Origin of the sequence: Oenococcus alcoholitolerans (assembly GCF_051852995.1) — a bacterium.
In the GTDB taxonomy this organism is placed as follows: Bacteria; Bacillota; Bacilli; order Lactobacillales; family Lactobacillaceae; genus Oenococcus; species Oenococcus alcoholitolerans.
This window is the reverse complement of sequence record NZ_CP176042.1, coordinates 1000414-1013879: the sequence shown is the minus strand read 5'-3', so window position 1 is coordinate 1013879 and position 13466 is coordinate 1000414. Positions and strand designations below refer to the sequence as shown.

Annotated in this window: 12 protein-coding genes and 1 tRNA gene; 9 read left to right on the top strand and 4 right to left on the bottom strand. The window is 41.0% G+C overall.

The annotated features are described in order from the left end of the window. Positions 1 to 2 precede the first annotated feature (2 nt). Positions 3 to 554 (top strand): 5-formyltetrahydrofolate cyclo-ligase, encoded by a 552-nt coding sequence (locus tag ACKP2L_RS05760; protein ID WP_439424914.1) that lies wholly within the window; start codon positions 3 to 5, stop codon positions 552 to 554. Here the strand turns inward: ACKP2L_RS05760 and ACKP2L_RS05755 are convergent. The 4 genes from ACKP2L_RS05755 to ACKP2L_RS05740 all read right to left on the bottom strand — a co-directional run bounded on the left by ACKP2L_RS05755 (position 537) and on the right by ACKP2L_RS05740 (position 3950). Then, on the bottom strand, positions 537 to 1418 hold the full coding sequence (locus ACKP2L_RS05755; protein WP_439424913.1) for a YitT family protein: 882 nt from the start codon (positions 1416 to 1418) through the stop codon (positions 537 to 539). The two genes, ACKP2L_RS05760 and ACKP2L_RS05755, sit on opposite strands and share 18 nt — an antisense overlap. Positions 1419 to 1454: 36 nt before the next feature. Next, a tRNA-Gly gene (locus tag ACKP2L_RS05750) sits at positions 1455 to 1526 on the bottom strand. Between the two features lie 32 nt (positions 1527 to 1558). Next, a complete protein-coding gene (locus ACKP2L_RS05745; RefSeq protein ID WP_439424912.1) occupies positions 1559 to 2518 on the bottom strand; it encodes a thymidylate synthase in 960 nt (319 codons plus the stop codon). 136 nt (positions 2519 to 2654) lie between these two features. Next, positions 2655 to 3950: an NCS2 family permease gene (locus tag ACKP2L_RS05740; RefSeq protein ID WP_439424911.1), complete on the bottom strand. Its 1296-nt coding sequence runs from the start codon at positions 3948 to 3950 to the stop codon at positions 2655 to 2657. Between the two features lie 98 nt (positions 3951 to 4048). Between ACKP2L_RS05740 and ACKP2L_RS05735 the strand changes: the two genes are divergently transcribed. From ACKP2L_RS05735 to ACKP2L_RS05700, 8 genes are read left to right on the top strand one after another with little or no spacing between them, the layout of a single operon-like run. Next, positions 4049 to 4669: a metallophosphoesterase gene (locus ACKP2L_RS05735; RefSeq protein WP_439424910.1), complete on the top strand. Its 621-nt coding sequence runs from the start codon at positions 4049 to 4051 to the stop codon at positions 4667 to 4669. Further along, complete coding sequence (locus ACKP2L_RS05730; RefSeq protein WP_439424909.1) at positions 4670 to 6013, top strand: bifunctional metallophosphatase/5'-nucleotidase; 1344 nt, start codon at positions 4670 to 4672, stop codon at positions 6011 to 6013. Positions 6014 to 6028: 15 nt separating this feature from the next. Further along, positions 6029 to 8446, top strand: a complete 2418-nt coding sequence (priA, locus tag ACKP2L_RS05725; protein WP_439424908.1) for a primosomal protein N' — start codon at positions 6029 to 6031, stop codon at positions 8444 to 8446. Next, entirely contained in the window at positions 8446 to 9396 is a 951-nt protein-coding gene (gene fmt / locus ACKP2L_RS05720; protein WP_439424907.1) for a methionyl-tRNA formyltransferase, read from the top strand. Before priA ends, fmt begins: the two co-directional genes overlap by 1 nt. Positions 9397 to 9422: 26 nt before the next feature. Then, a complete protein-coding gene (locus ACKP2L_RS05715; protein WP_439424906.1) occupies positions 9423 to 10169 on the top strand; it encodes a protein phosphatase 2C domain-containing protein in 747 nt (248 codons plus the stop codon). After that, positions 10166 to 12052: a Stk1 family PASTA domain-containing Ser/Thr kinase gene (pknB, locus tag ACKP2L_RS05710; protein ID WP_439424905.1), complete on the top strand. Its 1887-nt coding sequence runs from the start codon at positions 10166 to 10168 to the stop codon at positions 12050 to 12052. Before ACKP2L_RS05715 ends, pknB begins: the two co-directional genes overlap by 4 nt. Before the next feature lie 40 nt (positions 12053 to 12092). Continuing rightward, positions 12093 to 12764: a ribulose-phosphate 3-epimerase gene (gene rpe / locus ACKP2L_RS05705; protein WP_439424904.1), complete on the top strand. Its 672-nt coding sequence runs from the start codon at positions 12093 to 12095 to the stop codon at positions 12762 to 12764. After that, the gene (locus ACKP2L_RS05700; RefSeq protein ID WP_439424903.1) at positions 12751 to 13416 is read left to right on the top strand and encodes a thiamine diphosphokinase; all 666 of its coding nucleotides are present in this window, start codon (positions 12751 to 12753) and stop codon (positions 13414 to 13416) included. Before rpe ends, ACKP2L_RS05700 begins: the two co-directional genes overlap by 14 nt. The last annotated feature ends 50 nt before the right edge of the window (positions 13417 to 13466 follow it).

The window sequence follows — 13466 nt, the reverse complement described above, 5'->3', positions numbered from 1 at the left end:
CCATGGTGAATATCGACCATATTAAAAAAGCTATTCGTCGCAAGCAAAAAGAAAGACTAGCTTCATATGATCCGACGGTAAAGCAACAAGAAGCGCTGTCTTTATATAGACAGCTTTTTTCTACTGCCGTTTGGAAACAAGCTGGTTCCGTCGCTATCACGATGAGTATGCCGGAAGAATTAGCAACTGGTCCTTTGATCGACCAAGCCCTTAGTCAAGGTAAAAAGGTTCTAATACCCAAAATAATTAATAAAAAAATGATTTTCGTTGAATATGACCGGAACACACCGGCGACGCCCGGATCTATGGGGATAATCGAGCCGGTAAGCAGCATAGAATATCCTAAGGACCAGATCGATTTGATCATTGTTCCAGGCCTGGCATTTACTAAAAAAGGCGAAAGGATTGGTTTCGGAGCTGGTTATTATGATCGCTATCTGGATGGATATAAAGGCATGACGATAGCCTTAGCCTTGAATCGCCAATTGATCGATCAACTGCCGACCGATCAATTCGATGTTATAATTCAAAAAGTTTTAGCGCCCGAAAAATGAGCGCTTTTTTCTTAGGTATGTAAATCCTTCTCCTAATTGTTCGGTCACCGTTCTGATCGAAACGAAAGCTTTGGGGTCGATCTGATCAATGATCTCTCGGACCTGACGGACCTCGGAAGGATCAACTACGACGTAGACAGCTTTGCCGGGTTTATGACTGAAACCGCCCTCGATATTTATGTAGGTCGAGCCTCTTTCTATTTCTTTCATTATGCTGTCAGCGATCTGAGTCGGTTTTTGAGAGAAGATCAAAAATTCACGCGCTGTATAACCTCCGGCTTGAACCATATTGATAACATTCGAGGCAACAAAAGACATGATCAAGGTGTACATCATTTGCGAAAAATTTAAATATACTAAGGACATCGTTAAGACCACTGAATCGATAACGAATAAAGATTTTCCCATCGTTACACCTAATTTTTGCTCTACGATCCTGGCTATAACATCAGAACCGCCAGTAGTTGAACCGAATCTAAAAACGATACCAAGACCAAGACCGATCAACAAACCAGCCAGTAAAGCCGATATCAAAGGATCATGATTTAAATTTATGACCAAATGGTACCTTTCAAAGATCCATAACCAGAAGGAAAAAATCAAAATCGAATAGAAGGTCGCGATTATTTGGCGGCGGCCAAGCATTATTAAACCGATTATTAAAATCGGGATGTTAAAAAGGACGTTTGAGATAGCTGGATTAAGCGAAAAAAGAGCTCTGAATATCAAAGTTAAACCTGTTACACCGCCTTCGGCCAAATGATTAGGTATATTGACGTATATCAAAGAAAAAGCATAGATTGCACATCCAATAGTATAAGCTATCAAATCGATCAGCCTAAGTTCTTTGATAATTTTTTTCATCAGCTAACGTCCTATTTAAATTTAGATAAAAATAAAAGCGAACAGCGGGGATCGAACCCGTGACCTCCACCTTGGGAAGGTGGCGTTCTACCACTGAACTATGTTCGCAAAAAAAGTTCCAAGAGCCATTATATCAAAAATTAAACAGCTACTGGAGCTTTTATTGGATCTTCGTGGATATAGTTTTTTATTTTAATATCTTCCGGTCGATAATCGAAAATAGAATTTATTTCCGGATTTAATTCAAGCGTTGGTAATTTATGCATCGGTCGGCGCAGCTGTTCTTTGACCTGCTCGATATGATTTTTGTAAATGTGAGTATCGCCGATCGTATGAATGAACTCGCCGACTTCTAAACCGCTTTGTTTTGCGACCATTGTCAGCAGCAGGGCATAACTTGCAATATTAAAAGGAACTCCTAAAAAGAAATCACCTGAACGTTGATACAATTGAAGACTTAATTTGCCGTCAGCAACATAAAATTGACTCAATACATGACAAGAGGGCAGTGGAGCTTTAGGAGTAGTTTCCGGATCCCAAGCACTCAAGATCAAACGTCTTGAATTTGGATTCTCTTTGATATCCTTTAATAAACGGCTTATTTGGTCAGTTGTCCCCTTGCCGGAGGTATTAGGCCAGCTGCGCCATAATTTGCCGTAAACGTCACCGATATTTCCATATTTCTTGGCAAAATCATCGTCACTCAGTATTTTGTCGACAAAGATCTTTTTTTGTGCTTTATATATTTTTGCAAAAACAGGATCCTTGCCAGCCCTCAAACCGAAATCGGTCATGTCAGGACCCTTGTAATCGCTGCTCTGGACCCACTTTTTAAAAGGCCATTCATCCCAAATATGATTATTGTGTTCAAGCAGATAACGAATATTATTGTCGCCGCTCAAAAACCATAGTAATTCACTTTTTATCAAACCAAAAGCAACTTTTTTTGTTGTCAGCAAAGGAAAACCCTCGGCAAGATCAAAGCGCATTTGGCTGCCGAAGATCGACTTTGTGCCGGTGCCTGTTCGATCGTCTTTATCGCGGCCCTTTTCAAGGATCCTTTTGGCTAAATTCAGATATTCTTCTTCGTTTTGGCTCATGAACATATGTTAACTATTTTTTTCAAGACTGGCAAGATATTCGCTTATGGAGTTTTTAAGGGCGGGGAAAATTTAAAAATATAAAAAAAGCTCGTCAATAGCGAACTTTTTGTTTTATTTGATTTGGTGTCGTCTCTTAAACCAAGATTAGAAATACAACGAAGACGATCCCTAAACCATACATGATCGGAGTAACTTTTTTGCCTTGCCCGGTTACCAGCATCAAGATCGGGTAAGTAATAAAACCTAATGATATTCCATCAGAAATGCTGTAAGTTAAAGGCATACCGATCGCGATCAAAAATGCCGAAGCAGCGACCGGGAAATTTTTCCAATCTATCTCGGCTAAATTAGATGCCATTAAAATGCCGACCAGTATCAGTGCCGGTGCAGTGACTTGCGAGGTCACGACAGTCAAAAGCGGACTGAATACCAACGAAAGCAAGAAGAAAATAGCGGTACTCAAAGCTGTTAAGCCTGTTCTTCCGCCAACCGCGATCCCGGCAGAGGACTCTATATAAGCAGTCGTAGGCGAAGTTCCCAAGATCGGTCCTACCAGCATTCCGATCGAGTCCGACATCAAAGCTTTGCCTGCTCGCGGCAGCTCTCCTTTATCATTGATAAAACCGGCATTTTTAGCTAGGCCGACTAGAGTACCGGCAGTATCGAAGAAGGCGACCAGAAGAAAAGTCAGAGTGGCGATAACTAATTGAAAAGTATTGATCTGTCCCAAATTAAAGATCGCACGTCCAAAAGTAGGCGACAAAGAAGGCGGCAGCGATATCAAGGATGACGGTAATTTTATCAAACCGGTTATGATGCCGGCTAAAGTCGTTCCGATCATTCCCAAAAATATTGCAGCGGGTATTTTCGTCGCGTAAAGGATCAAAGTCAGCAGGATGCCGAATATGGTCAATAAAGTAGTTGGATTTCCCAAATTGCCTAAAGTGACCATGGTATCTTTGGAAGCTGCAATGATTCCGCCGTCAGATAAACCGATAAAACCGATGAATAGTCCGATCCCAGCGGCTATGGCAGCTTTCAAGTCATTAGGGATCGCGTTGATGACCAGCTCGCGTATTTTAAATACAGTTAAGATAAAGAAAAGTATGCCGGCGGCAAAAACCGATGCCAGAGCTGTCTGCCAGGGTACTTTCATACCTATGACGACTGAGTAGGCAAAAAAGGCGTTGATCCCCAATCCGGGTGCGATCGCAAATGGATATTTAGCGACGATCCCCATAAAAGCAGTCGCGATCGCAGCGATCAAACCGGTAGCCACAAAAACAGCCCCTTTGTTCATACCGGCCGCTCCCAATACACTTGGATTGACGAATAAAATATAGGCCATCGAAACAAAAGTCGTTAACCCGGCAAGTATTTCACGACCTATTGTTGTGTGATTCTCCCTTAATTTAAAATATTGATTCATTTTCCCTCCACGCAGAGATTATTTAACAGCAAAAGACGAACATTCAAAAATTATTTTTAAATTTTTTTGTCTTTCCTTATAATTGTTAAAATCTATATATGAAGTTTGTTACAGCAGATACGCATTTTTTTGATCCAGCGATGATCGAACATCCCCATTTTGCCCCAAGAAGGGCAGATTTTTTAACCGTTGGAGACATGGACCAAGCGATAATCGATGCTTGGAATCATACTGTGACTGACCAGGATGTTGTTTATCATTGCGGCGATATCGCCGTTTATTATAAAACAGCATCACCAAAACAACTTTTAGATCTCTTAGATCATTTGAAAGTGCAGATAATTTTTGTCAAAGGCAATCATGACAGTCGTGATCTATTTAAATATTTAGAAAAAAATAATCATCCGGTTTCTGCCGATAATCCGAATAAGAAATTTTCTTTTCATGACGTTGGCGCCTATTTTAAATATGATCATCACCAGTTTTTTCTGACGCACTATCCGCTTATTTTCGGTATCACACAAAATAGTATTAATTTGCATGGGCATATACATCACAGTTCGGTAGATATCAAAGAAAATATAAACGTCGGCATTGACTCTGCTGATTTTGATTATTTTCCGCACGATCATATGCCGATTTTCGGTGCCCCTTTGTCTATGCAGCAAATTGATTTTTTGATCAAAGCTAAGGCAGATGATTTTGCTAAAAGGCGATAAATGACAGACGAATTGATAACAATTTTACACACTAACGACTTGCACAGCCATATCGAACACTGGCCGGCCATTTCTTATTGGATAAAAAATCGTAAAAAAGAGCTTCAAAAAGCAGGACATGAAGTTTTTGTTTTTGACATTGGCGATTTTATTGATCGTTCTGACGACAACACGCAAGCTACTTGGGGCAAGGATAATGCTCAACTGCTTAATGACGCCGGTTATGATGGTATTACTATCGGCAATAATGAGGGTTTGGGACTTCCGCATGAACGTATGGAAGAAATCTATGATCAGCGAAAATTTGCCGTATTGCTGGCTAATATTTTAGAAAATGATCATAGTCGTCCAAAGTGGGCAGAAGATTATCGTGTCTTTGTTACTAAGGCCAAGACAAGGATTTCTGTTTTCGGATTAACGGCTGCCTATGAAATGACATATCCCTTGAATGATTGGATTCCGGTCCAGCCTTTTCCCGTTATTTCCGAACTGGAACCAAGACTTTCACGTCAATCCGACGTTCAGATCCTGCTTTCTCATTTAGGTCTTCCTGCAGACGAAGAGATCGCAGGACGTTTTCCATCAATATCGCTTATTTTAGGCGCACATACTCATCATTTATTGCCTGTTGGTAAAAAGGTCAACAAGACGATGCTGGCAGCGGCCGGCAAGTATGGCGAAAATGTCGGCGAAGTTCAGATAAGGATCGATGCTCAACATAAAATCGTCGATGTCAAGGCACATACGATCAGCTTTGATAATTTGATCAAACCTGAATACCAGCCGCTTTTTATCAAAAGCTGGCATGACCACGGACGCAAGGTTTTATCAGAACGAATAGTTGCTTTTTTACCAAAAAAAATAGACCGTTTTCAGCAGTTGAAGGATTGTGCTGCAGCTTTAAAAGAAAATTTTCATACTGACATCGCAATGGTTTCATCCGGTATGTTTATGGATGATTTATTATCCGGTCCGCTTGACAGCTACCAATTACTGAAAGATATGCCTCACACGATCAACCCGATGCTGGCGAAAATGGATGGAAAACTGCTTTTGGAGCTGATCAAAGAAGTTAAACTGCAGCAGCCGAGGCTCTTGGATCTTCACATCAATGGTGCCGGTTTTCGCGGCGATAAATTTGGCCGAATGTTTTTCTTCGGGATCCAAGAAGAGCAGATAGATCCAGATGGTCATTATGAATTGGCCAGTTTAGACCATTATTACTTTTTGCCCTGGTTCCATTCTTTGCAAAAAGCCGATGTTTCTTTTGATTTCAAAGGTATCCTGCGTCAGTTGATGGCAAAATATTACAATGAAAAATATGCCAGTGATCTTGACAGGTAAAAAGGTGGTATACAAATGAAAATAGTATCAGTGATAGTTGATCTGCCGACACGCCAGACTGACCAGCCTTTTACTTATATCCTTCCTGATGATTTAAGGCAGGACGATTATATCGGCTGCCGTGTGATCGTTCCTTTTGGCAATCGAAGGCTATTAGGCTATATCGTTGCAGATGCTGAGCTTGATGATCAAAAAAAGGATATGCAGTTAAAAGAAATCGAATCTTTGATCGATCAAAAACCTATTTTGGACCAACAATCGCTTGAGCTTTCATCTTGGCTTGCCAAGGCAGTTTTTTCATACAGGGTCCAAGTTATCCAGTCTATGCTGCCTAATGCCTATAAAGCCAAATATCTAAAGCGTTTGCGGATGGCTGACAATGTTGACGACCCGAAATTGAAAGAGCTGTTTGCTGGCCAAGACCAGATCGATTTTTCTCCAAAAAAATATTCATCGGAACAGTTAAAAGAAATCAGGTCATTTATTAAAAAGGGGATGGTCATTCCTGTCAGTACTATAGGCCGCCGCGATCAGCAGAAAAAGATCCTTGTTTATGAGAATCGTTTGGCTGAACAGGAGATCAAAGAACTCGCTATTAAAAATAGGACCAGTGCTCAGCAAAAAAAACTTTTGAATTTTTTGAATGGCAATCAGCATGGTTTTTTCACTAAAAAAGAAATAAGCGAGATAGCTTCCGTTTCGCCGGCTGTTATCAAAAGAGCTGCAGATAAGGGCTGGTTGGAAGAATCGTATCAAAGATTGGATCGGGATCCTTTAAAAGAGATAAATCCTCACAAAAGTTTTTCTTTGCATTTGAATGATCAGCAGCAAGCAGTCTACGATAAAGTCGAGCAAGCGATCGTCGATAAAAAAAATAAAACTTTTTTGTTAGAAGGTATCACCGGTTCGGGAAAAACCGAAATTTATCTGCAATTGATCCAAAAAACTATTGATCTGGGAAGGGGCGCGATTTTGCTCGTTCCGGAAATATCTTTGACCCCGCAAATGATCGATCGTGTAAAGTCTCGTTTTGCACAAAAAATCGCCTTGATCCACTCTGGTTTATCCGATGGGCAGCGAATGGACCAATGGCAGGAAATTTTAGATAAGAAGATCCGAATAGTTATTGGCACCAGATCGGCTATTTTTGCTCCGGTTGCAGATCTGGGATTGATCATTATCGACGAAGAACATGAAAGCAATTATAAGCAGGAAGACAATCCGAGATATAGTGCCAAACAAGTTGCTTTATGGCGTTCTGATCATAGCGGAGCAGCGGTTTTACTCGGCTCAGCTACCCCGAGCTTGGAATCGCGCGCTCGTGCTGAAAAGGGTATTTATGAACTTTTAAAGATAGATAAACGGGCTGTTTCCGGTTCTTTGCTGCCGAAAGTAAAAATAATCGATATGCGTCAAAACTGGCAAAAAGAACATAGCGACAGTGACTTCAGTCCTGAATTATTAGATCAGATCAAAAAAAATAAGCAGGATGGCCAGCAAACGATCTTACTTTTGAATCGACGGGGATTTTCATCTTTTTTGATGTGCCGTAATTGCGGTTTTGTTCCTCATTGCCCAAACTGCAATCTTTCACTGACCTTGCATTTGGATAGTCATTCTTTAAAATGCCACTATTGCGGATATCAAGAACCGATCCCAAAAGTGTGCCCGATCTGTTCCAGCAATAAGATACGTTACGTTGGCACTGGAACAGAAAAGGTTGAAAGGCGTTTGCAGCAGCTTTTACCGGAATTAAGGATCGTCCGCTTGGATCAGGATTCAACTAAAAAGAAGGGCAGTCTGCAAAAATATCTGAATGATTTTTCAAAAATGAAATATGATGTCATGGTCGGGACCCAGATCGTGGCAAAAGGACTTGATTTTCCAAAAGTTACCTTAGTCGGTGTCATAAATGCCGATACAGCTTTGAATTTACCTGATTATCGAGCTGAGGAAAAGACTTTTCAGCTTCTTACTCAAGTTGCTGGACGTTCCGGCAGATCAAAAAGACCGGGCCAAGTCATCATACAAAGTTATAATCCTGATAATTATGCGATTTCGCTGGCTGCTGAACAAAATTATGAAAAGTTTTTTAGGACTGAGATGCACTATCGTCATTTAGCCGATTATTCGCCTTATTTCTTTATTGCTCAAATATCAGTCAACGGACCTGATCAATTTGCGGCCGGCCAGGCGATCGAAAAGGTTGCCGAATTCGTTAAGCCGCGTCTGGATAAAAAAACGATCGTTTTGGGTCCTACTCCGAAAGCTATTGCCCGTTTGGACAATCGGTATTATTTTCAAATGATCATCAAGTATAAAAGGGATCCTAATCTCGATCCGACTTTGAATCAGCTGCAGGAACATTTTTCACTCCAACTTCCTGCAAATATTTATTTAAGTATCGACAAAGATCCGGTATCATTTATTTGATGGCTTATACAGTAATTTTTTTCGGAACTTCAGATTTTAGCGCAACGGTTTTAAAGGGCTTGATATCCGATCCGCAATTCGAGGTCGCAGCGGTCGTTAGTCAGCCAGATCGCCCAGTCGGCCGCAAGCACTTGATTTTACCGACTCAAAGCAAGCAAATTGCCTTAGACAATGATATTCCGGTTTTTCAGACGGAAAAATTATCCGGTTCAAAAGAAATGGATGAATTGATAAATTTAAAAGCTGATTTTTTGGTTACTGCTGCTTTTGGACAATTCGTTCCAACTAGGCTCCTTAGATCAGCATCGATCGCTGCAGTCAATGTGCATGCCAGTCTTTTGCCTAAATATCGCGGGGCTGCCCCGATAAATTGGGCTTTGATAAACGGCGATGATCATACAGGTATTTCGATCATGTACATGGTCAAGGAGATGGATGCCGGCGATATCATATCAACGATAGAAGTACCGATCGAACCAACAGATGATGCGGGCAGCTTGTTTAAAAAATTAGCCGTCTTTGGACGCGACCTTTTGCTGAAAAGTTTGCCTTTATTGGCTGAAGGCAAGATTCAGCCAATAAAACAGGACCCTGAAAAAATAACTTTAGCGCCCAAAATAGATCATAAATTAACTGAATTGAATTTTTATAAGCAAACAGCAAAGCAGATCGTTGATCTGACCCGAGGTCTTTCTCCTAAACCGGGGACGATTTTTGATTTAGACGGGCATAAAATAAAATTGTATCAAGCTGCGGTCGGTCCAAAGTTTGGCGAGGTCGGCCGCTTATCGATCAAAGATAAGCACCAATTGGGTATTACAGCAGCTGATGGCAAGGTCGTTTTATTAAAAAAAGTTCAGCCGGCAGGCAAAAAAAACATGTTGATCGAGGATTTTTTGAATGGTGTCGGCCGCTCTTTTAATGTCGGTGATTGGACAAAGGGGTTATAATATTGCAATAATGTTACGGAAGACCTATGCAAATAGCCTATTTAAGTGATATCGGAACAAGAAAAAAGGAAAACCAAGATTTTGTTGGTATTTTTACTAACCAAAAACATTATAAATTAGCGATCGTGGCCGATGGTGTTACCAGTGAAAAGGGCGGCGATATAGCAGCTGAAATGGTCGTTAATAATTTTGGCTTCGGCTGGCAGCAGACAAGCATCGATTCTTTAGACTCATCAAAAAAATGGATCTCTCAAAAAGCCAGAGAAGAAAATAGTCGGATCTTAGAAGCCGGAAAAAGATTCGATGATCTTTCTAAGATGGCTACGACTATGGTACTGGCTGTTTCTGTCGGTAATAAAGTGCTTGTCGGAAATCTTGGCGATTCTCGTGCTTATTTATTTAATGGCAGTGAGCTTAAGCAGCTTTCCTTCGATCATTCTTTTGGCAATGAACTGTTAAAAAGAGGTGAAGTTTCTGCCGATGACGTTGAAAAAATACCTCATCACCAAAGCATAACCAGATATTTCGGTTTGAACGCAAACACTGAAATGTCCTTTTCACAGAGTATCGTTGATAATAACGATATAGTTATGCTGGCTACGGATGGTCTTACAAAACAAGTAGACGAAAAAGATATTTTAAAAGTGCTTAAATCGAAACACAAATCTTTAAGCGAGATGGTCGCTTTGCTGATAAGCATGGCTAACGAACAGAGCGGTTTTGATAATGTCACCGTGCTTTTGATGTCGCAATTTATGGAGGACAATCAATGAATCCCGGTTCAACATTTGCAAATAGATATCAAATTGTCCGGCCCTTAGGCGAAGGCGGGATGGCCAACGTTTATTTAGCTGTCGATACTAAGAGCAATCAGCGAGTAGCTATCAAAGTCCTTCGTCTCGATCTTCAAGATAATCCTGATTTTGTCCGGCGATTTCAAAGAGAAGCTCAAGCCGCCGCTCAACTGATCCATCCGAATATCGTTAAAGTCATTGACGCCGGTTCCTATGACGGCATGCAATATTTAGCCATGGAATACGTTGACGGCATGGATCTGAAAAATTACATAGCCCGCTATTTTCCAATACCTTATGCTCAAGTAGTAAACATCATGGAGCAGGTCCTTTCGGCTGTTTCAATGGCACATAATCACGGTATCGTACATCGTGATCTTAAACCGCAAAATATTTTAGTAGGCAAAGACGGTTCTATAAAAATAGTCGATTTTGGGATCGCGATCGCGCGCAGCGAGTTCGGAATGACCCAGACGAATGCCATTCTTGGTTCAGTCCACTACTTGAGTCCCGAACAGACACGAGGGGGGATGGCGACCAATAAGTCGGATATTTACGCACTTGGTGTTATTTTATTTGAAATGCTTACGGGCCAGGTTCCTTATAAAGGCGAAACAGCTGTTTCGATCGCAATGAAACATTCTTCTGAACAGATGCCCTATGCTCGTTCGATCGATCCGAATATACCCCAGCCGCTTGAAAACGTTATTTTAAGAGCAACGGCGAAAAATCCTGATAATCGTTATTTAACCGCCGAAGACATGGCTAATGATCTCAGGACCAGCCTTTCGCCAAGAAGGGCGGACGAAAAAAGATTAGCGCCATTTATTGATGATCAGGCCCAAACTAAGGTGATACCTTTGGAGGATCTGAAAAATCAGGTTGCCAGCGGCTTGCAGATCGATGGACAAAAGAAGGCTGATACTGCTAGTCAAAGTCCAATATCGAAATCAAAAAATACCGATGAGAGTGCGATCGGTCCTTCTGGAAATAAAAAAAATAAGAAGGGAAGAAAATTTCCTTTTAATAGAAAGATTTTTCTGATAACTGTGGCAGCTTTGATAGCTGCCGGTATGATCGTCATCATCACGGCAATGTTTTGGCCGGGCACTGTCCAAGTACCGAACACAAGAAATCAAACTCTTAATACAGCTGAACGATTAATCAGAGATAACGACTTGGTTGTCGGGAATGTCAGCCAGACGACTTCCAGAGTAGTTAGAAGAGGACGGATCATACGTTCGAACCCGCGTATTGGCCAACACGTAGGTAAAAAAACGAAGATAGATCTGTTCGTTTCAAACGGTGCCAGACGAGTTACATTTGGTGATTATGTCGGGTCTAATTATTCTACGGTCGCAAGTCTTTTAAGGAACCAAGGATATAAAGTTCACCGTATCCGCCGCTATTCTGATACGGTTTCTAGCGGTCAAATAATCAGACAATCTATCCCGGCTGATCGTAAAGTTGACCCCTATGCCACTTCAGTAACTTTCACTGTTTCACGCGGACCAAGGAAAGTGATCGTCCCGACCTTCACTAGTTTGAACCAGGCACAAACATGGGCTTATCAAAATGGGATCCATTTAGAAATAAATTATCGTCAAAGCCAGGATTATAACAGCGGTGATATCTTGAATCAAAACCCGAATCCGGGAACGGAAATAACCGCTACGACCGATGTCAGCCTGCTGGTCGCGCAAAAAATAGTTCCGCCTCCGCCAAGTTCGTCTTCTAGTTCGGAACCAAGTTCTTCGAGTTCTTCATCAAGTTCTTCATCAAGACCAAGTTCTTCATCAAGTTCTTCTTCGAGTTCTTCATCAAGTTCTTCTTCATCATCAAGCAGTACTGATCGTCATTAAGTACTGTTTTTTTGTTAATATTTTTAATTGGAGGGAAAATATGAGTGTTATCGTCGCACCGTCTATTTTGGCGGCTGATTATCTGCATTTGGCAGATCAAATCAAGTTAGTTGAGGATGCAGGTGCTAAATATCTGCATATCGATATCATGGACGGAGTTTTCGTCCCAAGTATTTCTTACGGATCGGGATGGGTCAAACAGATCAAAGACTCGCCAAGCAAACTTACTCTAGATGTACATTTGATGGTAGAGCATCCAGAAAAAATTATTCCGGAATTCATTGACGCTGGTGCAGATATAATCGGCGTTCACGTTGAATCAACACCGCATATCCACAGGGCTTTGCAAATGATCAAAAAAGCCGGTATCCATCCAGAGGTCGTTTTGAACCCGGGCACCCCGATATATGCTATCGAACCGGTGCTTTCAATGGTGGATCAAGTGCTTGTGATGACTGTCAACCCTGGCTTTGGTGGCCAAAAATTCCTGCCGGAGACGGTCTCTAAAATTTCTTATCTGAACAGCTATAAAAAGGAACACGGCTTAAATTTTGATATTGAGATCGATGGCGGTGTCAATGACAAAACGATCATCAATGCTTATAAATCTGGTGCAAACGTTGCTGTTGCTGGATCTTATGTATATGACAAAGTTGACCCGGCAGCGAAAGTAAAACGCTTGCTTGAGGTAACTGATTTTGGTCAAAATTAATGTTTTAGCCGGCGGTCCGCTGGATAAATTACCCGATAATTTTGATAGCTTGTTAAGAGAAAAAGACGTCGAGTGGATAGGCGTTGATGCCGGTGCTTTTTATTTGATCGACCATGGTCTAAAAAATATCACTTCTATCGGTGATTTTGATTCTTTGACCAGCGATCAATATCGGATAGTTAAAAGCAAGACTGATCCAAACGAATTTTTACAGGCTGAACCGGAAAAAGATTACACTGATACAGAACTAGCTTTACAGTGGATCACGAATCATTATGATCTTGACGACGATCTAAAAATCAATCTATTCGGGATGACCGGCGGCAGGATGGATCACGAATTGAGTAATCTTCTGGACGTGTTTTTAGATGATTATAAGGGATTGATAGATAAAATCAGATTATTTGACAAAGAAAATATTATTGATTTTTTCAGCCCCGGAAAGTATCAGGTCAAAGATCTGTTTGGAAAGAAATATCTTGGTTTCGTTCTTTTGAGCGGTATAAGTCATTTTTCGATCAAAGGAGCGAAGTATGATCTTGACGATTATTCATCACAGACCGACCGTGTTTTTGCTTCTAATGAATTTTTACCAGGGCAAAATGTTGAAATTTCTTTTGCAAAAGGGAATGTTTTAGCGATTTATAGCTAAAAATTATTGTAAAAGTGCGTTTTCCTTGGTTTTTGTCTGTAACTTTTGTA